The following is a 26,602-nucleotide window of genomic DNA, read 5'->3' on the forward strand; positions in this document are numbered from 1 at the left end:
GCTCCTCCTAATGACCAACACTCTTCAACACCGAGTCGACGGCGTGCCCTAATCGGTCGACGATCATGTCGATGTCGTCTGATGTCGCGATATAGGGCGGCGCGAGCAGGACGTGGTCGCCGCTGCGGCCGTCGACCGATCCACCCGAGGGATAACAGGCAAGGCCGCCTCCCAACGCGGCGGCCTTGATCCGCTGGTGGAGCTTGAGCGCGGGATCGAACGGCGCGCGGGTGGCGCGATCGGCGACGAGCTCAATGGCCTGGAACAGGCCTCGCCCCCTGATATCGCCGACATGGCGGTGATTGCCGAAACGCTCGGTCAGGCGCCGTTCGAGCTGGCGGCCAAGATCCTTGACCCTGTCGAGCAGTTGCTCGTCGTCGATCACCCGCTGCACCTCGAGCGCCGCAGCACAGGCGAGCGGATGCGCCAGATAGGTGTGGCCGTGCTGGAATGCGCCCGAGCCTTCACGGATCGTGTCGATGATGCGCCCGCCGGCGAGCATGGCGCCGATCGGTTGATAGCCGCCGCCGAGACCCTTGGCGATCGCCTGGATATCTGGCGCGATGCCCTCCTGCTCCCAGGCGTGGCGCGTGCCGGTGCGGCCCATGCCGCACATCACCTCGTCCAGGATCAAGAGCGCGCCATGCCGGTTACAGATCTCGCGGACGGCGCGGAAATATCCCTCCGGCGCCGGCACGCATCCGCCGGTGGCACCCACCACCGGCTCGGCGATGAATGCCGCCACCGTATCCGGACCAAGGCGCTGGAATTCGGCTTCCAGCTCGCCCGCCAGTCGCGTCACGAAATCGGCCTCGGATTCGCTGTCGCGTTTTTCGTGATAGGCGAACGCTGGCGTCACGTGGCTGAAGGCCGCCGACAATAACGGCGCGTAGGGTTCGCGCCGCCAGGCGTTGCCGCCGGCGGCGAGCGCACCCAGCGTATTGCCGTGATAGCTCTGGCGGCGCGCGATGAAGCGCTGGCGTTGCGGCTGGCCGCTTTCGACAAAATATTGCCGCGCCAACTTGATGCTGGCCTCGATTGCTTCCGACCCGCCGCTGACGAGATAGGCGTAGGCCAGACCGCCGGGCTCGTCGCCGACGAGCGCCTCGGCCAGCGCTTCGGCAGGCTCCGACGAGAAGAACCCGGTATGGGCAAAGGCCAGCTTCGATGCCTGCCGCGTTATGGCCTCGAGCACGCGAGGGTGCTGGTGGCCGAGACAGGAGACGGCAGCGCCGCCGGAAGCGTCCAGAATCCGCCTGCCATCCTCGGCGATCAGCCAGACGCCATCGCCGCCGATGGCCTTTGGCGGCGTTTCACGCAGGCTTCGGTGCAGCAACCGGCTTTTGCTGGCTCCCATGACGATCAACCTTTCTCCGCGACATATTGCGACAGCGCGGCCAACCGGCCTTCGGTCTCTTCGAGGCGGCGCTTGGCGCCGGTGCCGCCCAGCACGAAGGTCACGGCAGCCAGCGACTGCGCGATGGCAATGGCGCCGGTGAGGCTCGGGAAGAATCCCGGCGACGCGGCGGCCTCATAGAGCAACAGATGATCGGCCCCCTCCGCCATCGGCGCCGTAATCGTATCGGCAATCGCAACCAGCGTGGCGCCAGAATCATGGGCCGCCCGCGCCGACAAAACGCTTGCCCTCGAATAGGGCGCAAACCCGATAACGACGACGGCGTCGCCGCTATGGAACGCACCCAGATCGAGATCTTCGGGACCCGAGCCGCCGACCAGATGCACCGCGTCCGGCCGGAACAAGCGAAGCTGATAATTGAGCAATTCCGCAACGCTGCGGCAGCTCCGAAAGCCGGCGATCCAGATGCGCCGCGCGGCGTGCAGAGCCTTGGCGGCGTTGGCCACCGAGCCGGCCGAAATGCGCGCAAGACCTGCCGCCTCGGCTTCCAGCTTGTCGGAGATCAGCGATATCTCGGCGTTGGGCCCTTTCCCGCCGCCCTTGGCGCGACCCGAAAACGGCGAAGATTGCGCGGGCCGGCGGGCCTCGGTCAGCGCGGCGCGCAACTCGTCCCATCCGGAATAGCCGATCGCTTTTGCAAGCCGGGTGAAAGCGGCGGGATCGGCGCCGGCCTCGGCGGCAAGATCGCGCATCGAGCGCGTGGTGGCGTCATAGTCATTGGCGGCAACGAACCGGCCGACTTGCTGCAGCCGCATCGGCAACGACGGCAGCGCACTGCACAAATCGTTCAGCGGCGAGGATTTCGGCCGGGGCTGCGCCATGAAACATATGTTGCACAAAATCCGTTTTGGTGCAACATTTGAAATGCACCTCGGACGCATGGCCGAGGGTCGCTGCTGGAAGATCGCTGCTGCAAGACATCATCGTTGCTCAAAGTCATCGCCGCTTAAGTCGAGGATCCTTGTGCTGTGACGACATCCACGCCCGAATTGCCTCGCCGGCGGCGGATGCGCCTCCGCCTGAATCGCCAGCAGGTCAACGGCCTCATCTGGCAGATCGTGGTGGTCGCCATCGCGGTCGCGATCGTTGGCTGGCTCTGGTCCAACGCCCTGCACAATTTGTCGGTACGCCGGATTTCGACCGGCTTCGCCTTTCTCGGCCGCGAGGCCGGAATGCCGATCGCGGATAGCTGGCTTGCCTACAGCCCCAGGGATCCTTACGTCCGCGCCTTCATCGTCGGCATCGTCAATACGCTCCGCGTCGCGGTCATCGGCATCGTGCTCGCGACCGTGCTTGGCACGCTGATCGGCATCGCGCGGCTGTCGTCGAACTGGCTGTTGTCGCGGCTGGCTGCAGTCTACGTCGAAGTGCTCCGCGACGTTCCGCTGCTGCTGCAGTTGTTGTTCTGGTACGTGTTGATGCAGGGACTTCCGGCGGCACGCGCGGCCTGGAAGCCGATCGAAGGCGTCTTTCTGTCGAACAGAGGCCTGGTGTTGCCATCGATTCCGATCGAGGAAGCAAATCTGTGGGTCATCGCCGCGGCCGCTGCCGGCCTGAGCGCCCTGTATCTATTGCGGCGGCAGTTAGTGGCGTGGCAGATGGCGGACGGCAAAGCGCGCCCGCTCTGGCCCTATGCGCTAGCCCTGCTCGTCGGCCTGCCGGCGCTGGTGTCGTTCGGTCTCGGCGCGTCATGGACCATCACGTTTCCCGAACTGCGCGGCTTCAATTTTGTCGGCGGACTGACGCTCGCACCGGAATATTTCGCGCTGCTGATCGCGCTCGTCACCTACACCTCGGCCTTCATCGCCGAAATCGTGCGCAGCGGCATTCAGGCCGTCCCAAGGGGTCAATGGGACGCCGCGAACGCGCTCGGCCTGCGCCGTAGCTTTGTGCTTCAGCGCATCGTGCTGCCGCAGGCGCTCCGCGTCATCATCCCTCCGATGACCAGTCAATATCTGAATCTGACCAAGAATTCCTCGCTTGCCGTTGCGGTCGGGTATCAGGACGTGGTGTCGATTGCGAATACCACGCTGAACCAGACCGGACAGGCCATCGAAGCCATCGCGCTCATCATGGCAGTGTTCCTTACCATCAGCCTCGGCATCAGCCTGTTCATGAACTGGTACAATGCGCGCATCGCGCTGGTGGAGCGCTGATGCCATGACGTCGATCACGGACACCCCGCAAAATCCGCTGCCCTTCGACGCGCGCCCCCGCAGGACTCCGGGCGGCCGCGTCATCCGGTGGCTGCGTGCGAATCTGTTCGCCTCGATCACGTCAAGCATCATCTCCGTTCTCCTGATCGCGTTGCTCGCCAAGGCATTCGTCAGCCTCGTGCAGTGGGGCTACTGGAATGCGATCTGGATCGTTTCCGGCAACCAGACCGGCCCCTGCCGGTCGATTCGTGGGCTCGGCGCCTGCTGGGCCGTGATCCCTGAAAAATATCGCTTCATCCTGTTCGGCACTTACCCCTTCAATGAGCAGTGGCGGCCGGCACTGGTGTGCCTCACCTTCGTTGCGCTGTTCTGGGTGTCGAGCCGGCGCAATTGGTGGCGCAAGGAACTGGTACTGGTGTGGGCGGCGGCGCTGGTCCTGATCGGCATCTTGATGTGGGGCGGCGTCTTCGGGCTGTCCTACGTTTCACAGGATCGCTGGGGCGGGCTGCCGGTGACGCTGATCCTGGCGACGTTTGGGCTGGCGTTCGGCTTCCCGCTCGGGATCGTGGTGGCGCTGGGCCGCCGTTCAAAATTGCCCGCGATCAGGTCGCTCTGCGTGCTCTATGTCGAGTTGATCCGCGGCGTTCCCCTGATCAGCCTGTTGTTCATGGCGAGCGTGATGTTTCCGCTGTTCCTGCCCGACGGCGTCAACATCGACAAGCTGCTCCGGGCGCAGATCGCGTTCATATTGTACGCCGGCGCCTATCTTGCCGAAGTCATCCGCGGCGGCCTGCAGGCAATTCCGAGAGGACAGCACGACGCCGCCGACGCGCTCGGGCTCACCTACTGGAAGAAGAACGGCCTGATCATCCTGCCGCAGGCGATTCGCCATGTGATCCCGCCACTGGTGAATACGTTTATCGCCTTCTTCAAGGACACCAGCCTGGTGCTGATCATCGGCATCTTCGACCTGCTGACGACGGCGAAGACCTCCATCATCGATCCCGCCTGGCAGCAGTTCAGCGTCGAAGTCTACGTGTTCGTCGGGCTGATCTATTTCGTGTTCTGCTTTGCGATGTCGCGCTACAGCCGGCAATTGGAAGCGCAGTCCCGGCCAGGCTGACGGCCGGCCGCCTGGCGTTGTCAGGCGTTATCGGTCGGTCCATTCGATTGCGGCGCGGTCCTGCAACGAAAACAGCGGTCCATCGTAAAGGAACGAGCATTGGTGAATCACCACCTGCCCGGCGCTGACGGTCACGTGCGAATAGTCCGGCAGTTCGTGCGACCCGGGAATGTGATCCGCCGTATCGAGGTCGAACGCCACCTGATGGGATAGCGCGCGCTGGATGTGGAAGGGGATGCCGCGCCAGATGCCCGAGATCGGCCGGTGCAGATGGCCCATGAATAGATAGTCCGGCTTTCGCGTGCGTGCGATCACGTCCCATTCGGCCTCGGGATTGGCGAGCTTGATGTCGTCCATGTAGCGCAGCCCGGTATCGAACGGTGGATGGTGCTGAAACAGCAGAAGCGGGCGATCGGCTGGCGCCGAAGCAAGCGCGTGTTCGAGGAAGGCGAGCCGCGCCTCGCACAGCCATCCGGCATGATCAGGGGCGGCCTCGTTCAGCGTATCCAGCGTGACGATCGTGGCAGCATCGAACAAATGAATGGACTGCACAAAGCCGGATTCGTCGCGCGGCACCCCGGGGAAGAAGCGGCCAAACGGACCGCGCTTGTCGTGATTGCCCATCAAAAGGATGGTCGGCGCCTTCAGCCGCGCCAGGACCGAGGCGAGATTTTCGTAAGCGGCGTCCTCACCCCAATGGGCCAGGTCACCGGTCACGATCACGAAGGAAAGATCCGGATGATCGCGGTTGATCCGCTCGACCGCCGCGCCAAGCCGCTCGGTGGGATCCAGCCCGTAGAGCTTGCGGCCACGGGCGACGAAATGAGTGTCGGTGAGGATGACGAATTTCATCGAACCATGTCTCCTGTTAGCGACCGCCGCGGCGTGGAGCCGCAGCGGTTCTTGGTAAGGCAGTTGTCGTCAACGCACCGAACCGACCGTCTTCGGCAGCAGCTTCTGCACGTCGCTCGTCATGTCAGCGAGCACGGCTCCCGGCTCCTTGGTGCGTGCACCGGTCACGATGGAGTTGAGATGATCCTTGATCACGTCGGTGATCTTGAGGCCGTTGTCGCCGGGGAAGGCGTACCATTTGGTCAGCAGCGCGAGCTGGCTGACCGCGGTGTAATTGTTCGGATTCTTGACGTAGAAATCTTTCAGGTGAACGTCGTTGGCGACCTTGTTCGGCGGCATGTAGCCGGTGGTCTCCGCCATGATCGCCGCGCCCTTCGGGCCAGTCCAGAATTTCACGACCTCCCAGGCCGCGTCACGCTTGGCCTTGTCCTTGGCCAGAATCATCACGACGTTCCCGCCGGCCGGCAACCGGCCGTTCGGCGACACCACGTCCGGGAAGGTGTGGGTCTTCAGCTCGAACTTGCCGCCGATCATCTGCGTGGTCTTGTTGAGGTCGGAGGTCGAGGTGACGTGAATGCCGGTCTTGCCGGCGGCAAAGGTCGCGCGCATCGCCGGCTGGTCGAGATTGGGCATGCCGGCTTCACTGACAAGGCGCGCCAGCGTCCTGATCGCGAACTGGCCTTCCGGCCCGTTGAACGCCACCTTGTTTTCCTCGGCGTTCAACATGGTGCCGCCGCGCGAAAACACCGGCGCCTGCCACAGCCAGTTGCCGGTGATGTCCCAGGCGTAGGTGATACCGTTGATATCAGGACCGAGCGCCTTGATCTTCTTGGCGAGATCGATCAGCCCGTCCCACGTCTGCGGCAGATTGGCCGGATCGGCGCCGGCCTTCTTCGCCAGATCGAGATTGACGTAGACGATCGGCAGCGAAATCGCGAACGGCAGCGCATAGACCTTGCCGCTCGCCGTGCCGATATCGAACATCGCCTGATGGAAGCCCTGCTTGTCGAAATCCTTCTCGGCCGCGATATAGCCGTCGAGTTCGGCCGGAATGTTCTTGTCCACCAGCACGCGGATACGGTTGAGACCCTGGAAGCTCACGTCGGGCATCTGGTTGGTCACCGCCTCGCGCAGCACTTTCTGGGTGCCTTCCTCGTAGGAATCATAGGGCGCACGCAGCGTGACCTTGATGTCCGGCCGCACCTTGGCGAACTCCTCGATGATGCGCTTGTGCGTGCCTTCGAACAGTTCAGCATAGGGGTATTGAACGACGACTTCGGTCTGCGCATGCGCGAGGCCGGCGGCGAGCGAAAGGGCGGCTGCGGCAATCCATGTTCTGAACATTGTCGTCTCCTGAGGTTTGAAAAACTCGGTTACTTGATGCCGGTGAGCGTGATGCCTTCGATGAAGCGTCGCTGGGCGAACAGAAAGGCGATGACGAGCGGGGCGATGATGACCATCGCCGCTGCCATCAGAGGGCCGTAGTTGGTTCCGGCCTCATTGTTGCGAAAGTGCGCGACCGCAAGCGGCGGCGTCTGCAAATGCTCGCTGTTCAGCACGATCAGCGGCCAGAAATAGTCGTTCCAGTGCGCGACCACCGAGAAGATGCCGAACGCGGTCACCGCCGGAATCGCGGTCGGAAGCATCACGCGCCAGACGATGCCGAACTCGGAAATCCCGTCCATTCGCGCGGCGTCGATCAGGTCGTCGGGCACGGTCTTGAAAAATTGGCGCATCAGGAAAATGCCGAACACCGAGATCGTGAACGGCAGCACCAGCGCCGCATAACTGTCGAGAACACCCAGTTTATGCAGCAGCAGGAACACCGGGATCGCGGTCGCCTGCGGCGGAATAAGGATGCAGAACACGACGAGCGCAAACAGCACGTCACGGCCGAGAAAGCGCAATTTGGCGAGGGCGTAGGCGGCAGGTAGGGCAACCAGCACCTGAAGGCCGAAGATCGCGGTCGTGACGATCAAGCCGTTGAGCAGATAGCGCCATAGATCGGCCTTGGAGAAAGCGATCAGCAGATTGTCCCACAGCGCGAAGTGGTAGGGGATCAGGTGCAGATCGGATGAAAAAATCTCGGTTTGAGGTTTTGACGCGGTCGACAGCATCCAGATGAACGGCGTCAGCATCACCAGCGCTCCCGCCAGCAGCACGATGTGCCGGATCGCAGACCACAGCAGCATGCGGGCCCGCGGCGTCATGCGTAGTGCACTTCGCGATTGCCGAGGGCCGATTTGAGCAGGGTGAGCAGCAGCACGAAGGCCAGGAACACGACGGTAACGGCCGCCCCGTAACCGGAGCGGAAGAACTCGAACCCTTCGGTATACATCGTGTAGATCAGCACTTCCGACGATTTCGAGGGGCCGCCCTTGGTCAGGACCTGAACGGTGTCGAACACCTGGAACGAGCGGATTGCCGAGATCGCCACCACGAACAGGGTGACCGGCCCGAGCATCGGCCACGTCACCAGGCGGAAACGCGACCACGCGCCTTCGGCGCCGTCGATCTCGGCTGCGTCGTAGAGATGCTTCGGGACCGAGACGAGGCCGGCGAGAAACAGCACCATGTTGAAGCCTGTGGCCTGCCAGATGCCGATCACGCACAGCGAATAAAGCGCGGTGCCGCGATCCTGCAGCCAGCTCTGGCCCTGCAGGCCGGCGGCGCGCAAAAGTCCATTCACCAGGCCGAACTGCGGGTGCAACATGAATTCCCAGACGATCGCCATCGCAATCAACGTCGCCATGACAGGAAGGAAGTAGACGGTGCAATACCAGCTCTTGAGCCCGGCGCCGCTCTGGATCAGGAGCGCAACGCCGAGCCCGAGCGCCACCGCGCCGGGCACGACGATCGCGACATAGGTCAGCGTGTTCTTCAGCGAAATCCAGAACACGCGGTCGGCGAACATCTCCCGGTAATTCGAGAGGCCGATCCAGGAGAAGGCCGGCGCGCCGAGCTGATAGTCGGTAAACGAGAGCGCGATCACGCCGGCGAGCGGGCCGATCAGCATCAGCAGCATCAGCACGAAGGCCGGCGCGGCCAGCGCATAGGCTGCCTGCGATCGCCCTGTCCGGCGGAAACTGGCAAGCACCCGCGCAGGGACGCGTGGCACCATCGCCACTCCCTGTAGCGCGGTGGTGGCGTCAGACAACGGCCATCTCCCGTGGCCGCTCGACGCGCGACGGGACGGAGGTCACGATGCGCTTACCATCAGCGTCGAAGGCGCGAACCGCTTCCGACGCAAAGCCGTAGCCGACTGTGGCACCGATCGCCGGCAACTGGCTGGGGTCGTTGACGCGCGCTACCACGGGCGCGTCCGTGCCCGCGCTGCCGATATGGACGAAGGCTTCCGACCCCAGATTTTCCAGATGCACGACCGTGCCGGAAAGCAATCCGTGCGAAGCCAGTTCGATCCGCTCCGGCCGGACGCAGACGCGACACTCTCCTTCCGGCGCCGGTGTTGACATATGGAGAACATGCCCGAGCATCTCTAGCCGGCCATCGCTGCGGATACGACCGGGAAATGCGTTTATCTTCGGCGTGCCGACGAATTCGGCGACGCGGATATCGCAGGGGTCGTCGTAGACGGCGGCGGGCGTGCCGACCTGAATGAGCTCGCCGCCGATCATGACGGCAATCCGGCCCGACATGGTCATGGCTTCGGCCTGGTCGTGGGTGACGTAGATGAAGGTCGTCTTGAGCTGGCGGTGCAACTGGGCGATCTCGGCGCGCATGTGCACGCGAAGCTTGGCGTCGAGATTGGATAGCGGCTCGTCGAACAGAAACGCGCGCGGTTGACGCACGATGGCGCGGCCGACGGCAACGCGCTGGCGCTGCCCGCCGGACAATTGCCCGGGCTTGCGCTTCAGCAGCGGCGAAATTTCGAGCTGCTCGGCCACCCTTTCGACATCGTCGCGGATGACGCGTTCGGCCCGGCGGCGGCTCGGCATCAGCCGGCCCACGAACGGCGCCCGCTCCAGCGCAGACAGGCGCTTCATCCGCAGCGGCACGGCGATATTGTCAAACACGCTCAGGTGCGGATAAAGCGCGTAGGACTGGAACACCATTGCCAGATTGCGCGCGCTCGGCCTGACGCCGTCGGCACTGGCACCGTCAATCCGGACTTCGCCCGAGGATTGCGGTTCGAGACCGGCGATGACGCGCAGAAGCGTGGATTTGCCGCACCCCGACGGACCGACGAGGGAGATGAACTCCCCGTCGTGAATCGTGAGATCGACGCCTTTCAGAACTTCGGCGCCGTCAAAGGCCTTGCGAAGCGCCCGAATCTCGATCTCGGCCATTTCAATCCGGTATCCGTGGCTGCGGTACCGGATGTCCTAAATGGCTTGTTTGACAGTTATATCACAATGGAACGAACCGCCGGGCTTGGCCCCAGCTTTCCCACCGCTCGCCTTCGGGGAACATGGCTGATGCACAGGCGGAGCTCCGCCTACACCTTCACCAGGCTCTCGAATCCGCCATAGATCATCCGCTTGCCGTCGAACGGCGGCTTCGATTTCGGATCCATCATTTCGCTGAGCCGCGGGTCCGCCATCACCTTGGCGTTGATCTTGTCGCGCTGGGCGCGCGACTTGTAGGTGATCCAGGCGAACACGACGGTCTCGCCCGGCTTGAGCTTCACGGCGCGCGGGAATGAGGTGAACTTGCCGACCTTTACGTCGTCAGCAACCCATTCGCGATAGTCGAGCGCGCCATATTCGCGCCAGATCTTGCCGGCCTTCTTCGACAGGCGGGAGTAGGCTTCGAGATTTTTCTTCGGCACGGCGACGATGAAGCCATCGACGTAAGGCATTGCATTACTCTCCGGTATTTCTGTCGATACGACGCCATCTCGGGGAGATGCGCAGCATCGAACTGTGGTGCGCAACTGCGCACCTGAGAATATCGAGATTCCCCGATGTGCAATTGCACATCTGAGGTCTGGTGCTTGCGCACCATCCCGGAATGACGACTGGGAATGTGGGGTTAGCGACGACTAACCATGACAACAAGATGCCTGAACCTGCGACGGCTGGTATTGGTCACGTAGTCGCACCCAGTCCATCGGATACGGCAGGCCTTCCTCGTGACGTCCAAGCGGAGTGAGGTCGAGATAGTGATAGGCGGCGTTCATCATGTCGAGGCCGCGCGAGAAACAGGAATAGGTGTGGAAGACGGTCCCGGCCTCGTCGCGGTAGAACACGCTGATGCCTGGCGCCTCTTCGCCGCCGAAGGGCGTGGTGCCGAAATTATAGAGCGTGGCGCCCGACTTGAGCTGCTCTGGCGTAAACGAGACGCCGAAATCGTAATTGAACTCATTTGCACCCGACGACAGCCAATCGAAGGTCCAGCCCATCCGCTGCTTGAATGCGGTAAGCTTTTGCAGCGACGCGCGCGAGATCGCGACCATCGTGGTGTCGCGGGCGGCCAGATGCGGGATCATGCGCTCGAACCCGTCGGCCCAGAACGAGCAGCTCTTGCAGGCCTCGTTCCAGTCGGGCGCGAACATCAGATGCTGCACCACGAGCTGGCTGCGTCCCTTGAAGAGGTCGCCGAGCGACACCTTGCCGTTAGGCCCTTCGAACACGTAATCCTTATCGACCTTGACCCATGGCAGCGCGCGACGCTCCTCGTTCAAGCGCTCGCGCGCTTTGGTGTATTCCTTCTCATGCGCAAGGTGAGCCTTGCGCGCGGCGACCCATTCCTCGCGGGAGACGATGGGGTGCGGCTGCATGGGCGGCTCCTTTGTTCAGGTCAGGTAGCTTTCGAGCTTGCCAAGAAGCTCCGTCCAGCCGCGCTGGTGACTGTCGCGCGCTTTCTCATCGACGAACTGCGCGTGGTTGAAGACGAGCAGCGAACCGCTTCCTTCCGGCCTGATCGAAATGGTCACCAGCGATTCCCGCTCCGGCGTCGAATGCCATGCCCAGCTAAACACCAACCGCTCGTTCGGAACGACCTCGCGATAGACGCCACCGACCTCGTTATAGTCGCCATTGGCGCGGAAGCTGATGCGGTAGCGCCCGCCGACGCGCAGATCGATGTCGGCCTTGACCGAGCCCTCCTCGACGGAGGTCGGCCCGAACCATTGCACTAGCTTTTGCGGGTCGGCCCACGCGGCGTAGACTTTTTCGGGCGCCGCGCTGAACCGGCGCGTGAGCGTGAGGCTGGGGCGCGCGGCGAGTTCGGCGTCGCGGGCAGTATCGTGCTTGGCAAGGCTTGACTGGGTGGCCATGGGTCTTCCTCCACAAAAGCGGCAAGGCGGTCGAGCGCGTCGGACCAGAAGCGCCGGTAGCGGTTGAGCCAGTCCATCGCCTGCTCCATCGGCTGGGCGGTCAACCGGCACGCGACCGTACGGCCGGTCTTTTCGCGCGCGATCAGTCCGGCATCGGACAGCACATCGAGATGCTTGATGATCGCGGGCAGCGACATCGAAAATGGCTTCGCCAGTTCGCTGACCGACAGGCTGTCTCGATCGCCGAGCCGCGCCAGCAGCGCGCGCCGGGTTGGGTCGGACAGTGCGGCAAAGGTGCGGTCCAGAACGTCTTCCTGATACTTAACCATAAGGTTCAGTATAGACGCAAACGAAACGCCGTCAAGCCGGCGCATGCATCACGAAGTCGGGAGTGGCGGAAGAGAGAGACACCGATGGCCGGATCGTTCAGCGCGAACAGCGCTCTCGCCCGGCCATCATGCGGGAGGATTGCAAGGAGCGATCAATCAATAATCCCGATAAACCCGCATCCGCCGCTGCTGTCCGTAGGCGAAGCGCGGATTGACGTTGCAGTAGAGCGCACGCCCCGATGCCGATGCCATGCACTGGCCGTAGGTAGCATACGAGCAATCGCCGGGAACGCCGATGCCCCGGCCCTGGAGGCAGTAGGGATAGTCATACGCCGCCGCGGGTGAACTGCCCGCGACGGTGGCGACCGTCGCCACCGTCAGCGCCAATGTCGCTAATATTGTACTGCGCATCTTCGATCTCCTTCACATGAGGCAAGCCGCGTCGGCCTTTGCCATAAAACACCGCGGCTGTGCCTATGTTCCGTGACGAAGATCACTGCACCTTTTCGACCTTGGCTTCCTCGATCACCTTCTTCCACTTTTCGGTTTCGGCCACGATCATCTTGCCGAACGCCTCCGGCGGCCCGATCAGCGGCTCGCCGCCAAGCTCGGTCAGGCGGGCCTTGATCGCCGGCTCGGCGAGGATCTCGTTGATCTCCTTGTTCAGCTTGGCGATGACTTCCTTCGGCGTGTTCTTCGGTGCACCCACGCCGAACAGCGCGCTCGCCTCATAGCCCGGGATGGTATCGGCAAGCACCGGCACATCAGGCAGCAGCGGCGACTTTGTCGTGCTGGTGACGGCCAGCGCCCGCACCGAGCCGGCACGAACATGCTGGAGGATGGAAGGCATGTTGTCGAAAATCAACTGGACCTGGCCACCGAGCAGATCGGTGATCGCGGGCGCCGCACCGCGATAGGGCACGTGCTGCATCTTGGCGCCGGACATCGCCATGAACATTTCGCCCGATAGATGCACGGACGTGCCGTTGCCGGACGAGGCCAGGTTCACCTTGCCGGGATTGGCCTTCACGTAGGCGATGAACTCGGCGGCCGTCTTGGCCGGCACGTCCTTGTTGACCGTCATCACGTTCGGCACGCGATTGAACGCCGCGATCGGCGCAAGATCGCGGACCAAGTTGAACTTCAAATTGGCGTAGAGCGTGGCGTTGATGTAGTTCGCGGGATTGACCAGCAGCAATGTATAGCCGTCCGGCTCGGCGTTGATGACGGATTCGGTCGCGATATTGTTGCCGGCACCGGGCTTGTTCTCGATCACGAATTGCTGGCCGAGCCGCTCGGAGAGCCGCTGGCCGATCAGCCGCGCAATGATGTCGGTCGCGCCGCCCGGCGGATATCCGACGACCCATTTCACCGGCCGGGTCGGATAATCCGCCGCCGAAACGCTGCCGATCGAAGCGGCAGTGGAAAGGCCGATGACGGCCAGGCAAATCGCGGTACGGCGTGAAATCATAAAACTTCTCCTTGGAGGCCGGGGTTCAGGCCCGGTCCGTTTCTATTGAGGCGCGGTTCTATTGAACCGAACGCGGCGCGCGTTGTAACAAACAAACCCGGGTGCGGCCAGTGGGGCGCAGCGTCTCCGACCGCGACGAAAGGATAAGGCATGTCTGTCAGGGTTAACGCTCTCGACCATCTCGTCATCAATGTGTCGGACGTGGCGCGTTCCGCCGAGTGGTACCGGAAGATCCTCGGCATGGAGGTCAAGGTGTTCGATCCAGGTTCGGGCAAGACGCCGCGGACCTCGCTGGTGTTTGGTAACCAGAAGATCAACGTGCGGCCGCGCGACGCCGACAAGGTCGAGTGGTTCACAGCCGACCACGAAACCGCCGGCAGCGACGACCTGTGTTTCCTGACGTCGAGCACGCCGGACGAAGTTGTGGCGCACCTGAAGGCCAACAGCGTCGCGATCGAGGAAGGCCCGGTATCGAAGCAAGGCGCCCGCGGCACTCTGCGCTCGGTCTATTGCCGTGATCCGGACGGGAGCTTGATCGAGATTTCGTCGTATGAGGGGGATGCGGGTTAGGGCGCTCCGGCCCATCCCCGTCATTGCGAGCGAAGCGAAGCAATCCAGAGATCTGACCGCGGAGACAGTCTGGATTGCTTCGTCGCTTTCGCTCCTCGCAATGACGGGGAGAGAGCCCTGCAAATTCCCGATTTGCGCGCTGCGCCGTCCGATGGCAGAACTACTTCCAAGCAAAAACCAAGGCGGCCGTAGAGCCGCGCGGGAGGAATTCTATGCCACTTTCACAGCCAGCCCCAGGCATTGTCGGACCATTCGCAGGGCTCGACGTGCCGTGGCTGCTGCGGATGCGCGCCGAAAGCCGCCGCAACCATCCATTTTTAGTCTGGGCGCCGTTCGAGGGGCCGGCGCGGAGTTGGTCGTACGGGGAATTCCATGAGCGCGTCGGCGCGCTTTCCGCTGGCCTCGCCAAGCGCGGCGTCAGGCCCGGCGAATACGTCCTGATCCATCTCGACAATTGCATCGAGGCCATGCTGACCTGGTTCGCCTGCGTCGAACTCGGCGCGATCGCGGTCACCACCAACACCCGCTCGGCAGCAGCCGAGATGGAATATTTCGCCGGCCATTGCGGCGCGGTCGCGGCCATCACCCAGCCTGCCTATGCCGAGCTGATCTCGGCCAGTTGCCGCGGCCTGCGCTGGATCGCCGTGATCTCGCACGACGCCGGCAGTACGCCAGCGCGAGTCGCGCCGCGCGACGAGAGTTTTGAGCAACTCTTCGCCGACAGCGCCGACCGGCCACGCCGCGCCACCGATCCGTTCGCGCCGTGCAGCGTGCAATATACCTCCGGCACCACGTCGCGACCAAAGGCGGTGCTGTGGACGCATGCCAACGCGTTGTGGGGCGCCAAGATCAATGCCGCGCATGAAGACCTGCACGCGGGCGACGTGCACCAGACCTATCTGCCGCTGTTTCATACCAACGCGCTGGCCTATTCGATGCTGGCATCGCTGTGGGTTGGTGCGACGTGCGTGATCCAGCCGCGGTTTTCGGCGAGCCGCTTCTGGGGCGTGGCGCTCGAGCACAACTGCACCTGGACCTCGACCATTCCCTTCTGCATGAAGGCGCTGCTGGAACACGAGATTCCGAAGAACCACAAATTCCGGCTCTGGGGCACCGCGGTATCCGAGCCGCCGCCATTTGCCGCCTTCGGCGTCAAGACGATCGGCTGGTGGGGCATGACGGAAACCATCACCCACGGCATCGTCGGCGAGGTCGACCAGCCCAACACGCCGATGTCGATCGGCCGCGCGGCGCCAGAATATCAGATCCGCATCGTCGAGGACGACGGCACGCCGACACCAGTCGGCGGCACCGGCAATCTCCTGATCAAGGGCATTCCCGGCCTGTCGCTGTTTTCAGAGTATCTCCACAACGAGAAAGCCACGCGCGAGAGTTTCGACGAGCACGGCTATTTCATCACCGGCGACCGCGTCACGCTGCTCGAAAACGGTTTCATCCGGTTCGGCGACCGCACCAAGGACATGCTGAAGGTCGGCGGCGAGAACGTCGCGGCCTCCGAGATCGCGGTGGTGCCCGGCGTGCGCGAGGCCGCCGTGGTCGCGAAGAAACACCCGATGCTGGATGAAGTGCCGGTTGCCTTCATCATTCCGCAGGCCGGTGTCGCGGGCGCACCTCGCGATCTGCACGACACCGTGATGGCCGCCTGCAGAACCGCTCTCGCCGACTTCAAGGTGCCGCGCGAAATCCACTTCGTCGACGACATGCCGCGCTCGACGCTGGAGAAGGTGGCGAAGGCGGAATTGCGAAAGATGCTGGAATGAAGGCCGAATGGCACGTCATTCCGGGGCGCGAAGCGAACCCGGAATCTCGAGATTCCGGGTTCGATGCTTCGCATCACCCCGGAATGACGGCGATGGCTCAATAATACCCGAACGCCACCGGGCGGAAGGCGTGCAGCAGATGCTGGTCGAGCTTGTCGCCCATTTCTTCCATCATGCCGTAGGCCCGGGCGTGGGTGAACTGCAGCCGGTAGGCGCGCTTCTCGACGAGGGCCGCGTAGATATCCACGATCGTGGTCAGCCTCACAATGTCGCTGATCTGCTTGCCGCTCAGTCCGTTGGGATAGCCCGTGCCGTCGAGGAATTCGTGGTGGTGCAGCACCACATCGAGCATTTCGGGCGGGAAGCCGCCTTGCGCGGACAGCGCGTCATGGCCACGACGCGGATGCTGGCGCATCTCTTCCATCTCTTCCAGCGTCAACGGACCCGGCTTGTCCAGGATCGCCACCGGAATGAACGCCTTGCCGACGTCGTGCAGCAGGGCTGCACGGGCGAGACGGCGCTGATCGTCGTCGCGCATGCCGAGATGCTGCGCATACGCCACCGCAAAACCAGTGACGAAGAGACAATGACGGTAGCTGCCGGTGTGATGGCAGCCGACCGCCGTCAACCATTCCCGCAAGGATGAATGCTTGATCGCCTTGAGAATCTTGCTCTCGGCCTCAATGATGTCGCTGAACTTCAAGGGAACGCCGGCCGGAAGCTTTTCGAAGATCTTGACCATCACGGCATGCGCCGCCTCGACGCCCCTGTTGAGGGCTTTGCCGCGATCGGTCTCGTCATATCCGTCGCTGTCCGGAAACGCGGCGCGGATCCGCTGCAGGATGCCCTGCGCGTCGAACGGCCGCGCGATCGTGTCGGTGGCGCCGAGCGCCCAGGCCTGCATCGATCCGTGGTGAAGCGCGTCCGCCAGCACGAACAGCCGCGGCATCTCGCGATAGGCCTCGGCCCGCAGTTTGTTGCGCACCAGTTGCACGCTCTCGGCGGAACGCAGGTTGATGTCGACCACGATGCCCGCCAGGTCCCGTTCCGGGCTGTCGGGAATGTCAGAAGTCGCGATGGTGTCGACCTGACCGACGGATCGCAAAATGCTGGCGAGTTCGCTGCTCTGATCGCTCCGATCCGAAGCAAGCAACAGCCGGCGCCTGGTCGAAGTCTTGTTGGTTGCGGATGTCATGAAACCCCAGACCCCTAGCGATGATGACTTGCAACCGAGGCTAGCGGATAAGGAGTTCCCCGGGCCTTAAGAGGCGTCGTGAATATAGGCTAATGTGAACGCTAAAATTTTAGCGATCTCGTTCGCGATGCGCCGCATCCACGCTAATCCCACGACTGTCATCATGCGTGAAAGCGGATGATCCAGTACGCCGTGACGGCTGTGGAGACGGCACGGCCACGGCGTACTGGATGCCCCGCATGCGCGGGGCATGACGAGAGGAGGCAAAGAGATCGCGAGCCGATGCTCGTCGCTTTTTGCTCATCGTTCGCGATGGAGCAATGCGGGCTGCCGTCAGCAAGGGTCATATCAATGCGCTGATACCGCCCTCGCTTTCCGCATTTCCCAATCGCGATCAGATCGCGCTAGGATGGGGGTCGACAGTTGCATGGGAACTCCCAAGGAGCCGCAATGCCGACAATCGATCGCGACGGGGTCCGCATCTATTACGAGGTTCACGGCTCCGGCCCACCGTTGCTCTTGACCCACGGCTATTCATCGACGAGTGGGATGTGGCAGGGCCAGATCGCGGCCTTGTCGAAGCATCACAAGCTCGTGTTGTGGGACATGCGCGGCCACGGCCAGTCCGATTATCCCGGTGATCCCGCAGCCTATAGCGAAGCGCTGACGGTTGCCGACATGGCGGCGCTGCTTGACGCCGTCGGCGCCGACAAGGCGATCGTCGGCGGGCTCTCGCTGGGCGGCTACATGTCGCTGGCATTCTACCGCGCCCATCCAAACCGCGTCCGCGCGCTGCTGATCATCGACACCGGCCCGGGCTTCAAGAAGGACGAGGCGCGCGAGGCCTGGAACAAGCGCGCGTACGATACCGGCGACCGCTTCGAGCGCGAGGGCCTGGAGGTTTTGAAATCGGCCAGCCGCGAACGCTCCAGCGTCACCCATCGCGATGCATCGGGACTGGCGCGCGCCGCGCGCGGCATGCTGACCCAGCGCGATGCCCGCGTGATTGAATCGCTACCCGATATCAAGGTGCCGTCGCTGATCGTGGTCGGCGCCGACGACACCCCGTTCATCGCCGCTTCCGACTACATGGCGGCCAAGATTCCGGGCGCGCAGAAGGTGGTGATCCCGGCTGCCGGCCACGCCGTCAATATCGACCAGCCGCAGGCTTTCGTCGACGCGGTGCTGCCGTTCCTCGACAGCCTTGATGCCAACGCACCACAGAAGGCCGCGTCATGAAGACAGCCGCGGTGGCCCTCGCCCTTATCGCAAGCAGCTTCACGCAAGCTGCCGCGCAACACTTGCCGCCGGTCGGCGGCCCCTACCCGCCACCGTTCACCGAGACGCTGTCGAACAACATCCCGCTGGCATTCGGCATGGAGGCCGATGAAGCCGCACGCGCGCTCGGCGTCCCGCTCAATTACATCAGGGGCCGTCCCGGCGATGAAATCTTTCTCGCGTTCCGCAACGTCGGCGGCAGCGGGCTGTTTTACAAAAAGGACCGGCTCTATCTGCAATTTCGCAAGGGCAGGCTGGCCGGCTGGAAGGGCGACTGGGGCCACAACTGGATGTGGCAGTAGCCGACCCCAGAACATCGACCTCGTGCAACTCAAACGCAAATGGATGACCCGTGGGACAAGATATCGAACTGACGGCTTCGGACGGCTTCAAACTGGGCGGCTATCGCGCCGATCCCGCAGGTCGGCCGAAAGCGGCGATCGTGGTGATCCAGGAGATTTTTGGCGTCAACCACCACATCCGCTCGGTGTGCGACCGATTGGCGGGCGAAGGTTATGTCGCGATTGCGCCGTCGATCTTCGATCGCACGCAACCGAACTTCCAGTGCGGCTATTCGCCTGACGAGATTGCAAACGCACGAAAGTTCATCGCCAATCCGGATTGGGCCGCGATGCTGCGCGATACCCAGGCCGCGATCGACGCCGTGAAGGATATCGGCCCGGTCGGCATCATCGGCTTCTGCCTCGGCGGCAGCATCGCCTATGCGGCAGCGACCAAGCTGTCGGGCTTGTCTGCCGCGGTCGGCTATTACGGCGGCGCCGTTGTCCGCTTTGCCGACGACAAGCCGCAGGTGCCGACGCAATTGCATTTCGGCGAAAAGGATGCGGGCATTCCGCTAACCGACGTCGAAACCGTCAAGGCCAAGCGGCCGGACGTCGAAGTCCATCTCTATCCCGGCGCGCAGCATGGCTTTCACTGCGACGAACGCGCGAGCTACGACAAGGCCAGCGCCGATATCGCCTGGCCGCGCAGTCTGGCGTTTTTTGAGAAGCATCTGAAGAAATAGGCGGCAATCCTTCCGCCGTCATTCCGGGCCGTGCGCAGCACGGACCCGGAATCCCGAGATTCCGGGTTCGATGCTTCGCATCGCCCCGGAATGACGAGTAACTCACTCGCCCTTGACGCCGGTTGCCTTCACGACATCGGCCCATTTCGCGTGGTCGCGGCGCAGGACTTTCTCGAACGTTTCCGCCGATCCGCCCACCGGCACGAGGCTGAGCGTCTCGATTCCGGCGACGCCCTCGGGCGAGGCGATGATGCGGGCGAGTTCGTCCGAAAGCTTCTTCACAATCTCCTTGGGCGTTGCGGCGGGCACGAACACGCCGAGCCAGCCTTCGATCTCAAACCCGGGGTAACCGAGTTCGGCCATCGTCGGCACGTCGGGCAACGCAGTCCTGCGCTTTTCGCCGCCAACCGCCAGAGCCCGGAGCTTGCCCGCCTTGATTTGCGCGCTCGCCGTGGTCAGGTCCTGGAACGCCGAAGTGACCGTGTTGGCGAGCAAGTCGTTCGTGAGAGGCGCCGAGCCGCGATAGGGGACATGGGTCATGTCGATATTGGCGGTCTTCTTGAGCAATTCGCCGTAGAGGTGAGACGTCGTGGCGTTGCCGAAGGTGCCGTAAGGCTTGCCGGGGTTCGCCTTGGCAGAATCGATCAGTTCCTTGACGGACTTGATCGGCTGCTGCTCGGGGACCACCAGAACGATGGTCGACAAGGCGATCTGGGTAACGGGCGCGAGATCCTTGAAGACATCGTAGGGCAGCTTCGTAACGAGGCTCGGCGCCTGAATGATCTGCGTAATGCCGACCAGCACGGTGTAACCATCGGGCTGTGCCTTGGCCACGTAGTCGTTGCCGACCACGCCGCCGCCGCCCGACTTGTTCTCCACGAGGACGGTCTGCTTCCACGACTCCTGCAATTTGTTGGCGAGCAAGCGGGCCAGGACGTCGGTGGCGCCGCCCGCGGGATAGGGCACCACGAAGGTGATGCGGCGGCTCGGATAGGGATCCGCCGCCGATGCTTGATGCGAAGAGGCGCACAAAGCGGTCACGGCGATGGAAGCGAGCAACGCCAAAGCCGTCGCCGTGCGCACCACGCGGACCGGCAAATGATAGTTCATGGTCATACTCCGGATTGCAGGCATCTACCGACAAACCGGCGCGCCTCGATTGAACGGCGGCTTTCTACATCGCTGCAGCGCAAGATGGAACATGGTTTCGAACGCATTCAGCGCATAGCGCCAATTCATCGCACCGAAGCGGCCCGAAGCTGCTGCCAGAACGCAGCGTCCGCGCTGACGCGAAACGGATGGTGAATTTTCTTGGTCAAATGCGAGGCATTTGCCTGACACAAATGCTCAGGAAACAAGCGCGGGTCGAGATGACAATTCGATGGAATGGCTTGGCGCTTTAGAACCAGCGCTCGCTGACCAGCACGGTGTCGCCAGGGCTGATCGGGCTGCCGGGCGGAACCACGAAGCGTGACGTGCCGGACGCATCGGTGTGGGTAACCGTGACGCTGTCGCGGCGGGCGCGCGGCGAAAAGCCGCCGGCGATCGCCACCGCGCTCTCGACTGTCATGTTGGGGACGTACGGATATTGCCCAGGTGCTGCGACCTCGCCGAGGATGAAGAACGGCCGATAGGCTTCGATCTCGACAGCGACCGATGGTTCCCTGATAAAGCCGGCGCGCAGTTTCGCTGAAATCTCCGCCGCCAGTCCCGCCGTGGTGCGGCCGCGCGCCCGAACCGAACCGATCAGCGGCATCGTGATCGCGCCGCCGGCGTCGATCGCGTAGGTGTTGGTCAGGCCCTCCTGGCCATAGACGACGACGCGCAGCTTGTCGCCGGCATCGAGATGATAGGCCGCGTCGTATCGCACGGGCGCGGGTTCGGCATAGGCGACAGGCGCGGCAACGTCGGCGGATGCCGGTGCCGTGCGTGGCGCCGCGGCAAAGGCAGCGCGAAGCGCGCCAATGGCGCCGCCACCGGAATTGACCGCGACCGTCCGCGGCGGCGGAGTGTTGGGCTGGCCATAGGCCAACTGGTCGAGATCGCCTTGCGGCGCGCCCGCAACCGGCCCGGTCGTGCGCATGCAGCCCGACAGTGCGAGCGCGGTGATGATCGCAGTGATCGGTATTCGAAACGCGCGTACAACCCGCACCAGAGCCATCCCTCAAAGCGAGACAGCTCTAGTCTTGCACCAGGTATGGTTAATAAACGGTTTTTTGGAAGGTGGAGTGCGACAACGGCGCTCAAAGCTCCCTCTCCCCGTTCTTCACGGGGAGAGGTTGAGAGAAGCAAGAATCAAGCACTCACGCCGACGCCGATCGGGCAGGACACGCCGGTGCCGCCTAGCCCGCAATAGCCCGCCGGGTTCTTGGCGAGATATTGCTGATGATAGTCCTCGGCGAAATAGAACTCGCCCGCCGGCGCGATCTCGGTGGTGATGGCGCCAAGGCCCTTCGCCGCCAGCGCCTTCTGGTACATAGCCTTCGACGCGTCGGCTGCTTGACGCTGCGCGTCCCCAAACGTGTAGATCGCCGAGCGATACTGGGTACCGACATCGTTGCCCTGGCGCATGCCCTGCGTCGGGTTGTGATTTTCCCAGAACGTCTTCAGGAGCTGCTCGTAGGTGACCTTCTTCGGATCGAACACGACCAGCACCACTTCGGTGTGACCGGTGCGGCCCGAGCAAACCTCCTCATAGGTCGGGTTGGGCGTATGCCCGCCAGCATAACCGACGGCGGTCGCATAGATGCCGTCGCCGAGCTCCCAGAACTTGCGCTCTGCGCCCCAGAAGCAGCCCAATCCAAAAACGGCCTGCTCGAGGCCCGCAGGATAGGGTGGCTGAAGCTTGCGGCCGTTGACGAAATGCGTGGTTGCGGTCGGTATCGGGATGGCACGGCCCGGCAGCGCTTCGGCTGCGCTCGGCAACGCGGTGGTCTTGCGCATGAACAACATGGAGCACCTCCAGGCGGGACATCGGCGGACGCGATGACGGCATCGGCCGGTTGGACTTCTATATATGTCTTTACGCCTGTTACCGCAGCCCTGTTACCCGACCCCGCGGGCGGGCGCCGGCCGGGTCAGTCCCGCGAATAGCCGATCAACGGCTTGCGGGGCCGGAACAGGATCATGAGCAGAATGCCGACCACGCCCAGCACGGCGAAAACCGGTTGGTCCAGCAGGACCTTCATGACACTGTCCCAGAGCCAGGGTGCGTTACCCTCGACCCAGGTCCGGAACGCAAGCTGGCTGGACTGATGGACGTCGTTCCAGAACTGGCCGAACCGGGTAAACCGCAGGGTCTGGTCGGCGACGAAACGGGCCCCGTCATAGACCATGAAGATGAATCCGCCGGCCAGAAGGAGCAGGCCGATAAGCCGAAAAAAACCGCGGATCATGCGTCACCTTATATCTGTCGCCCCCAAAGGCCGTCAGCCAATACCGGGGGCACCCCGGAAATTCAACCTCGTCAGCACCTTACGGGCCCCGTTCCGCCGCCTTTTCCGGCCTTTCGGGGAGGCCGGAAAGCGTTGACGGTGCAGGATGCGCCCTCTATAAGACCTCCAATGGCGGCGGGCGCAATCCCGCCGCCGCTGTTCTTTGAGCAGCGCCGCTTGCGGGAGCATTTTGGCTTCCGTCCATGGCATCCTCAAGAACGGCTTAGGTTACGAACACCCTGGAAAATACAACCAGCGATCACGCAATTTGAACGGCCGGCGCGCTCAAGGGCCGACCACCCGAGCGATGACAGCCGAAGGATAGTTGAGAACATGGCCAATACGACTTCCGCCAAAAAGGCGACCCGCAAGATTGCCCGCCGCACCATCGTCAACAAGTCGCGTCGCACCCAGATGCGCGGCGCGGTCCGCACCGTCGAGGAAGCGATCAAGACCGGCGACCGCAATGCGGCGCTGGAAGCGATGAAGCGCGCGGAACCAGAACTGATGCAGGCGGCGCAGCGCAACATCATTCACAAGAACAATGCAAGCCGGAAGGTGTCGCGCCTGACGCATGCGATCGCCAAGCTCGCGAAGTGAACTGACAGAAATGAGTATTCGTCAAAAGCCCGGCGCCGCCGGGCTTTTTCTTTTTCTGCCACACCGGCGCATGAGCACGAGCCCGAAATTCATTTTCGTCCCGGACGTGCACCCTGTTGGATTTCGGACACACACCCAAGGCTGCGCGCCGGATCGACCGTGACAATTCAATTGTCTCGTTGCTGAGCGCCGGCTTGCGTGTCATATTTCGGGCACCCGTAGTTTTACGAGGTGCAACTTATTGCACCAGCGTTGCCGTGCGCCTTTGCGAGAAGTGCGATCGCGGCGGCTGACCCGATCGGACAACACCCCCCTCCTCCGCCGGCATCGCTCGCGCGAGTTACCCTGCAAAAACAATTCCGAAAAGCTTCGTCTCGCTAATCACTTATCCACATAGCGAGGACAAGCGTTTTGAAAATTGGTCCCGGTAACCAAGATTGTAACGGTTTCTTAAAAAATTTTGCGCGTGCGGCGAAAATTGTCACGCTCGTTCGCGTCGCGGGATTCTCTGCGCTGATTCAAAAACTTGGTGTGGAGTGTCGCATTTGCAGTGTTGCAACAAAGCCGAAGAGTCACGCGACATCGTCGAATCACGGATTGTCAGAAATCACGCTTGGTGTATTTGTTACTCGTTCGCGACGCTCAAGGCTCTCCTGACCAGCGCGGTTTGAGACCCAAGAGCGGACGTGCAAATCGGCGGCGGTGTGCGCGTTAGCGACGCTTTCCAAGCGAAGCTGAGTTGGTAACTCATAGCAATATGAGGACGGTTGTTCTGTGTCTAAATTTCCCGGCGTGGCGCTCATGTTCAAGCGTGCTCCGGACAAGGGGAATAAGATGCTTGCCGACCATGCAGCGATTGGGAACGCGGAGCTCGTGAACGTGTTGAAGACGACAGACTGAGGTACGCGGCGGACGCGGCGGTCGAACAAGCGGATGTTCGGTAGCAGCAGACTGGCTTTGAAACACTGGTGATCTGGTTACTCGTCGCGCGCTTTCGCGACGAGAGGGGGAGGTACTATGCTTTACGGAATCAACGCGACATTCGGCACGCTTATTTCCATCGAGACCGCTTCAGAATTCCTGAACAACGTATTTGGCAGTCCCCCTACGCGAGCTCCACACCGAGCGTCGAGTACGCGCTGACCTCGCGGCAGCCTTCCACTCCATCCAGCCTTTGATCTGTGCAACGGCGATTCCGCCGAACGTTAGATCTGTGTCTGGTGGTTGAAGCGCCGCGCCGAGGTCACGTCTGGCAGGAGACCTGCAAGGCTACCGCCAGCCGATTTCACAAGACACCATTACTCATTCAGAAAAGTTCTCAGGCAATGACAAATATGGAACAGGATCGCTGGTCGCGCGTGAAGGGGCGGTTGCGGACGAGTGTGGGCGAGGACGTCTACACGAGCTGGTTTGCGCGCATGGACCTCGAAGGCGTGCAGGACGAAAGCGTCCATCTGTCGGTGCCGACCCGCTTCCTCAAGAGCTGGATCCAGGCGCATTACGCCGACCGTGTCCTGACCTGCTGGCAGGCCGAGATGCCGGAAGTGCACCGGATCGACCTCACCGTGCGCACGGCGATGCGATCCACCGCGACCGCCAAGGAACCGACCGCGCCGGCCGATCAACGCCGTACCGAGCAGACCAATGGCCGGCCCGCGCCTGAATTGCGCGCGACCGCCACTGCGCCGGTGTCCGCAAGCCATGATGCGCTCGGCGGCTCGCCGCTCGACCCGCGCCTGACCTTTGCAAGTTTTGTCATCGGTCGGTCGAATACCCTCGCCCATGCGGCGGCGCGCCAGGTTGCAGAAGGCCGCCGCGGCGATCCCGTGATGTTCAACCCGCTCTACATTCACGCCGGCGTCGGCCTCGGCAAAACCCACTTGCTGCAGGCCGTGACGTGGGCCGGCAATTCCGGGAATGAGCGCAAGGTGCTCTATCTCACCGCCGAGAAATTCATGTACGGCTTTGTCGCAGCGCTGAAGACGCAGACGGCGCTGGCGTTCAAGGAGGCGCTGCGCGGCATCGACGTGCTTGTGATCGATGACCTGCAGTTCCTGCAGGGCAAGTCGACCCAGGCCGAGTTCTGCCACACGCTGAACGCGCTGATCGATGCCGGACGTCAGGTGGTGATCGCCGCCGACCGCCCGCCGTCTGATCTCGAAAGCCTCGACGACCGCGTGCGCTCGCGGCTGGCCGGCGGCCTCGTCGTCGAGATGGGCTCGCTCGGCGAAGAGCTGCGGCTCGGCATCCTGAAATCGCGCGTGGCGGCAGCGCGCGCGCATCATGCGAGCTTCGATGTGCCGGAAGCAGTGCTGGATTATCTGGCGCGCACCATCACCCACAACGGCCGCGATCTCGAAGGCGCCATCAACCGCCTGCTCGCCCATTCCAAGCTCAACGCCCAGCCGGTGACGCTGGAAATGGCCGAGCGCGAAGTGCGCGACCTGATCCGTCCGCAGGAACCGAAGCGGATCAAGATCGAGGACATCCAGCGGGTTGTCGCCCGGCAGTACAATGTCAGCCGTTCGGATCTCTTGTCGTCGCGGCGGACCGCGAACGTGGTTCGCCCGCGCCAGGTGGCGATGTATCTGGCAAAGACGCTGACGCTGCGCTCGCTGCCCGAGATCGGCCGCCGGTTCGGCGGACGCGACCACACCACGGTGCTGCACGCCGTGCGCAAGATAGAGGCACTGGTGGCCCGGGATATCGCGCTGTCCGAAGAGGTCGAGTCTCTGAAGCGGCAATTGCAGGAATAGCGGCTATAGCGTTTTCGCGCGAAGCATGTCCTCGGACCTGATCCGTGGATGGGTACCGGTTCGCGTGAGAAAACGCGTCAAAGCACGAATCTAGAGCGTCGGTTCTAATTCAGTCAGAACCGATGCTCTAGCAGGGAACAGGATCTGGCTCCTCCCCAGCCTCTCCCGCCCACCCAACTCGGGTAAACCCGAGTTGGGTGGGCGGGAGAATTTTTTTCTGCGGCCATTTTTCGCCGCAAAAGTCGGGGAACGGCGGCCTGCTCCCTTGCACCGGCGCCCCATCCGCGCCACCTTGCGGTCCCCCCGGGGGTTTGATCAAATCCGGTCATGATCCGGCTTTTCGGGTTTCCAATGCCGCGGCGCTGCCTTGACGGG

General features: G+C 62.9%; 27 protein-coding genes. 9 read left to right on the plus strand and 18 right to left on the minus strand.

The features are described from left to right. Positions 1-7 precede the first annotated feature (7 nt). Entirely contained in the window at positions 8-1,357 is a 1,350-nt protein-coding gene (locus V1292_RS07110) for an aspartate aminotransferase family protein (protein ID WP_334371359.1), read from the minus strand. Positions 1,358-1,362: 5 nt separating this feature from the next. After that, entirely contained in the window at positions 1,363-2,238 is an 876-nt protein-coding gene (locus V1292_RS07115; protein WP_334371361.1) for a MurR/RpiR family transcriptional regulator, read from the minus strand. A gap of 147 nt (positions 2,239-2,385) precedes the next feature. Here V1292_RS07115 and V1292_RS07120 point away from each other — a divergent pair, with 147 nt between their 5' ends. Continuing rightward, positions 2,386-3,573: an amino acid ABC transporter permease gene (locus tag V1292_RS07120; protein ID WP_334371363.1), complete on the plus strand. Its 1,188-nt coding sequence runs from the start codon at positions 2,386-2,388 to the stop codon at positions 3,571-3,573. Between the two features lie 4 nt (positions 3,574-3,577). Further along, complete coding sequence (locus V1292_RS07125) at positions 3,578-4,696, plus strand: amino acid ABC transporter permease (RefSeq protein WP_334371364.1); 1,119 nt, start codon at positions 3,578-3,580, stop codon at positions 4,694-4,696. A gap of 27 nt (positions 4,697-4,723) precedes the next feature. Here V1292_RS07125 and V1292_RS07130 read toward each other — a convergent pair whose 3' ends face one another. From V1292_RS07130 to V1292_RS07180, 11 genes are all read right to left on the minus strand, one after another. Beyond that, complete coding sequence (locus V1292_RS07130; RefSeq protein WP_334371365.1) at positions 4,724-5,548, minus strand: phosphodiesterase; 825 nt, start codon at positions 5,546-5,548, stop codon at positions 4,724-4,726. 69 nt (positions 5,549-5,617) lie between these two features. After that, positions 5,618-6,892, minus strand: coding sequence for an ABC transporter substrate-binding protein (locus V1292_RS07135; RefSeq protein ID WP_334371367.1), 1,275 nt, complete (start codon positions 6,890-6,892; stop codon positions 5,618-5,620). A gap of 29 nt (positions 6,893-6,921) precedes the next feature. Beyond that, positions 6,922-7,758, minus strand: a complete 837-nt coding sequence (locus V1292_RS07140; RefSeq protein ID WP_334371369.1) for a carbohydrate ABC transporter permease — start codon at positions 7,756-7,758, stop codon at positions 6,922-6,924. Beyond that, positions 7,755-8,669: a carbohydrate ABC transporter permease gene (locus tag V1292_RS07145; protein WP_442895602.1), complete on the minus strand. Its 915-nt coding sequence runs from the start codon at positions 8,667-8,669 to the stop codon at positions 7,755-7,757. Before V1292_RS07145 ends, V1292_RS07140 begins: the two co-directional genes overlap by 4 nt. A 28-nt stretch (positions 8,670-8,697) precedes the next feature. After that, positions 8,698-9,855: an ABC transporter ATP-binding protein gene (locus V1292_RS07150; RefSeq protein WP_334371372.1), complete on the minus strand. Its 1,158-nt coding sequence runs from the start codon at positions 9,853-9,855 to the stop codon at positions 8,698-8,700. Positions 9,856-10,004: 149 nt separating this feature from the next. Then, positions 10,005-10,367 (minus strand): DUF1428 domain-containing protein, encoded by a 363-nt coding sequence (locus V1292_RS07155; RefSeq protein ID WP_334371373.1) that lies wholly within the window; start codon positions 10,365-10,367, stop codon positions 10,005-10,007. Positions 10,368-10,550: 183 nt separating this feature from the next. Continuing rightward, positions 10,551-11,288, minus strand: a complete 738-nt coding sequence (locus V1292_RS07160; RefSeq protein WP_334371374.1) for a DUF899 domain-containing protein — start codon at positions 11,286-11,288, stop codon at positions 10,551-10,553. A gap of 15 nt (positions 11,289-11,303) precedes the next feature. Then, entirely contained in the window at positions 11,304-11,645 is a 342-nt protein-coding gene (locus tag V1292_RS07165) for an SRPBCC family protein (protein WP_334371375.1), read from the minus strand. Further along, on the minus strand, positions 11,645-12,115 hold the full coding sequence (locus tag V1292_RS07170; protein WP_334371377.1) for an ArsR/SmtB family transcription factor: 471 nt from the start codon (positions 12,113-12,115) through the stop codon (positions 11,645-11,647). Before V1292_RS07170 ends, V1292_RS07165 begins: the two co-directional genes overlap by 1 nt. 156 nt (positions 12,116-12,271) lie before the next feature. Beyond that, a complete protein-coding gene (locus tag V1292_RS07175; RefSeq protein ID WP_334371378.1) occupies positions 12,272-12,526 on the minus strand; it encodes a DUF3551 domain-containing protein in 255 nt (84 codons plus the stop codon). An 82-nt stretch (positions 12,527-12,608) separates the two neighbouring features. Beyond that, positions 12,609-13,586, minus strand: coding sequence for a Bug family tripartite tricarboxylate transporter substrate binding protein (locus tag V1292_RS07180; protein WP_334371380.1), 978 nt, complete (start codon positions 13,584-13,586; stop codon positions 12,609-12,611). Positions 13,587-13,736: 150 nt separating this feature from the next. Here V1292_RS07180 and V1292_RS07185 point away from each other — a divergent pair, with 150 nt between their 5' ends. Together V1292_RS07185 and V1292_RS07190 are read left to right on the plus strand one after the other, a co-directional pair. After that, positions 13,737-14,156: a VOC family protein gene (locus tag V1292_RS07185; RefSeq protein WP_334371382.1), complete on the plus strand. Its 420-nt coding sequence runs from the start codon at positions 13,737-13,739 to the stop codon at positions 14,154-14,156. Positions 14,157-14,368: 212 nt separating this feature from the next. Next, entirely contained in the window at positions 14,369-15,937 is a 1,569-nt protein-coding gene (locus tag V1292_RS07190) for an AMP-binding protein (protein ID WP_334371384.1), read from the plus strand. A 97-nt stretch (positions 15,938-16,034) separates the two neighbouring features. Here V1292_RS07190 and V1292_RS07195 read toward each other — a convergent pair whose 3' ends face one another. Further along, entirely contained in the window at positions 16,035-17,132 is a 1,098-nt protein-coding gene (locus tag V1292_RS07195; protein ID WP_334371386.1) for an HD-GYP domain-containing protein, read from the minus strand. A gap of 450 nt (positions 17,133-17,582) precedes the next feature. On the opposite strand from V1292_RS07195, the gene V1292_RS07200 reads away from it, so the two are divergent. The 3 genes from V1292_RS07200 to V1292_RS07210 are packed head-to-tail and all read left to right on the plus strand — an operon-like array spanning position 17,583 to position 19,437. Then, the gene (locus tag V1292_RS07200; protein WP_334371388.1) at positions 17,583-18,371 is read left to right on the plus strand and encodes an alpha/beta fold hydrolase; all 789 of its coding nucleotides are present in this window, start codon (positions 17,583-17,585) and stop codon (positions 18,369-18,371) included. After that, on the plus strand, positions 18,368-18,712 hold the full coding sequence (locus tag V1292_RS07205) for a hypothetical protein (protein WP_334371390.1): 345 nt from the start codon (positions 18,368-18,370) through the stop codon (positions 18,710-18,712). Before V1292_RS07200 ends, V1292_RS07205 begins: the two co-directional genes overlap by 4 nt. 50 nt (positions 18,713-18,762) lie before the next feature. Next, positions 18,763-19,437 (plus strand): dienelactone hydrolase family protein, encoded by a 675-nt coding sequence (locus V1292_RS07210; protein ID WP_334371392.1) that lies wholly within the window; start codon positions 18,763-18,765, stop codon positions 19,435-19,437. Between the two features lie 102 nt (positions 19,438-19,539). Here V1292_RS07210 and V1292_RS07215 read toward each other — a convergent pair whose 3' ends face one another. The 4 genes from V1292_RS07215 to V1292_RS07230 form a co-directional block, all read right to left on the minus strand. After that, positions 19,540-20,547: a Bug family tripartite tricarboxylate transporter substrate binding protein gene (locus tag V1292_RS07215; protein WP_334371394.1), complete on the minus strand. Its 1,008-nt coding sequence runs from the start codon at positions 20,545-20,547 to the stop codon at positions 19,540-19,542. Between the two features lie 289 nt (positions 20,548-20,836). Further along, positions 20,837-21,589 carry a polysaccharide biosynthesis/export family protein gene (locus V1292_RS07220; protein ID WP_442895501.1) on the minus strand — a complete coding sequence of 251 codons (753 nt, stop codon included), beginning with the start codon at positions 21,587-21,589 and terminating at the stop codon, positions 20,837-20,839. A gap of 143 nt (positions 21,590-21,732) precedes the next feature. Next, a complete protein-coding gene (gene msrA / locus V1292_RS07225; protein ID WP_334371396.1) occupies positions 21,733-22,389 on the minus strand; it encodes a peptide-methionine (S)-S-oxide reductase MsrA in 657 nt (218 codons plus the stop codon). 125 nt (positions 22,390-22,514) lie between these two features. Further along, the gene (locus V1292_RS07230) at positions 22,515-22,832 is read right to left on the minus strand and encodes a hypothetical protein (RefSeq protein ID WP_334371398.1); all 318 of its coding nucleotides are present in this window, start codon (positions 22,830-22,832) and stop codon (positions 22,515-22,517) included. A 372-nt stretch (positions 22,833-23,204) separates the two neighbouring features. Between V1292_RS07230 and rpsT the strand changes: the two genes are divergently transcribed. Together rpsT and dnaA are read left to right on the plus strand one after the other, a co-directional pair. After that, entirely contained in the window at positions 23,205-23,471 is a 267-nt protein-coding gene (gene rpsT, locus V1292_RS07235; RefSeq protein ID WP_334371399.1) for a 30S ribosomal protein S20, read from the plus strand. 1,325 nt (positions 23,472-24,796) lie between these two features. Then, entirely contained in the window at positions 24,797-26,227 is a 1,431-nt protein-coding gene (gene dnaA, locus V1292_RS07240) for a chromosomal replication initiator protein DnaA (protein ID WP_334371401.1), read from the plus strand. Positions 26,228-26,602: the final 375 nt, after the last annotated feature.

The organism is Bradyrhizobium sp. AZCC 1719 (assembly GCF_036924525.1).
Classification (GTDB): domain Bacteria; phylum Pseudomonadota; class Alphaproteobacteria; order Rhizobiales; family Xanthobacteraceae; genus Bradyrhizobium.

Bases quoted from the DNA above. Each gene is read 5' to 3' on its own strand.
- V1292_RS07200 (WP_334371388.1), top strand. From the start codon at position 17,583: ATGCCGACAATCGATCGCGACGGGGTCCGCATCTATTACGAGGTTCAC.
- V1292_RS07150 (WP_334371372.1), bottom strand. From the start codon at position 9,855: ATGGCCGAGATCGAGATTCGGGCGCTTCGCAAGGCCTTTGACGGCGCC.
- V1292_RS07215 (WP_334371394.1), bottom strand. From the start codon at position 20,547: ATGAACTATCATTTGCCGGTCCGCGTGGTGCGCACGGCGACGGCTTTG.
- V1292_RS07115 (WP_334371361.1), bottom strand. From the start codon at position 2,238: ATGGCGCAGCCCCGGCCGAAATCCTCGCCGCTGAACGATTTGTGCAGT.
- V1292_RS07205 (WP_334371390.1), top strand. From the start codon at position 18,368: ATGAAGACAGCCGCGGTGGCCCTCGCCCTTATCGCAAGCAGCTTCACG.
- V1292_RS07180 (WP_334371380.1), bottom strand. From the start codon at position 13,586: ATGATTTCACGCCGTACCGCGATTTGCCTGGCCGTCATCGGCCTTTCC.
- V1292_RS07155 (WP_334371373.1), bottom strand. From the start codon at position 10,367: ATGCCTTACGTCGATGGCTTCATCGTCGCCGTGCCGAAGAAAAATCTC.
- msrA (WP_334371396.1), bottom strand. From the start codon at position 22,389: ATGTTGTTCATGCGCAAGACCACCGCGTTGCCGAGCGCAGCCGAAGCG.
- V1292_RS07125 (WP_334371364.1), top strand. From the start codon at position 3,578: ATGACGTCGATCACGGACACCCCGCAAAATCCGCTGCCCTTCGACGCG.
- V1292_RS07185 (WP_334371382.1), top strand. From the start codon at position 13,737: ATGTCTGTCAGGGTTAACGCTCTCGACCATCTCGTCATCAATGTGTCG.
- V1292_RS07160 (WP_334371374.1), bottom strand. From the start codon at position 11,288: ATGCAGCCGCACCCCATCGTCTCCCGCGAGGAATGGGTCGCCGCGCGC.
- rpsT (WP_334371399.1), top strand. From the start codon at position 23,205: ATGGCCAATACGACTTCCGCCAAAAAGGCGACCCGCAAGATTGCCCGC.
- V1292_RS07195 (WP_334371386.1), bottom strand. From the start codon at position 17,132: ATGACATCCGCAACCAACAAGACTTCGACCAGGCGCCGGCTGTTGCTT.
- V1292_RS07145 (WP_442895602.1), bottom strand. From the start codon at position 8,669: ATGGTGCCACGCGTCCCTGCGCGGGTGCTTGCCAGTTTCCGCCGGACA.
- V1292_RS07140 (WP_334371369.1), bottom strand. From the start codon at position 7,758: ATGACGCCGCGGGCCCGCATGCTGCTGTGGTCTGCGATCCGGCACATC.
- dnaA (WP_334371401.1), top strand. From the start codon at position 24,797: ATGACAAATATGGAACAGGATCGCTGGTCGCGCGTGAAGGGGCGGTTG.
- V1292_RS07130 (WP_334371365.1), bottom strand. From the start codon at position 5,548: ATGAAATTCGTCATCCTCACCGACACTCATTTCGTCGCCCGTGGCCGC.
- V1292_RS07135 (WP_334371367.1), bottom strand. From the start codon at position 6,892: ATGTTCAGAACATGGATTGCCGCAGCCGCCCTTTCGCTCGCCGCCGGC.
- V1292_RS07190 (WP_334371384.1), top strand. From the start codon at position 14,369: ATGCCACTTTCACAGCCAGCCCCAGGCATTGTCGGACCATTCGCAGGG.
- V1292_RS07170 (WP_334371377.1), bottom strand. From the start codon at position 12,115: ATGGTTAAGTATCAGGAAGACGTTCTGGACCGCACCTTTGCCGCACTG.
- V1292_RS07110 (WP_334371359.1), bottom strand. From the start codon at position 1,357: ATGGGAGCCAGCAAAAGCCGGTTGCTGCACCGAAGCCTGCGTGAAACG.
- V1292_RS07230 (WP_334371398.1), bottom strand. From the start codon at position 22,832: ATGATCCGCGGTTTTTTTCGGCTTATCGGCCTGCTCCTTCTGGCCGGC.
- V1292_RS07175 (WP_334371378.1), bottom strand. From the start codon at position 12,526: ATGCGCAGTACAATATTAGCGACATTGGCGCTGACGGTGGCGACGGTC.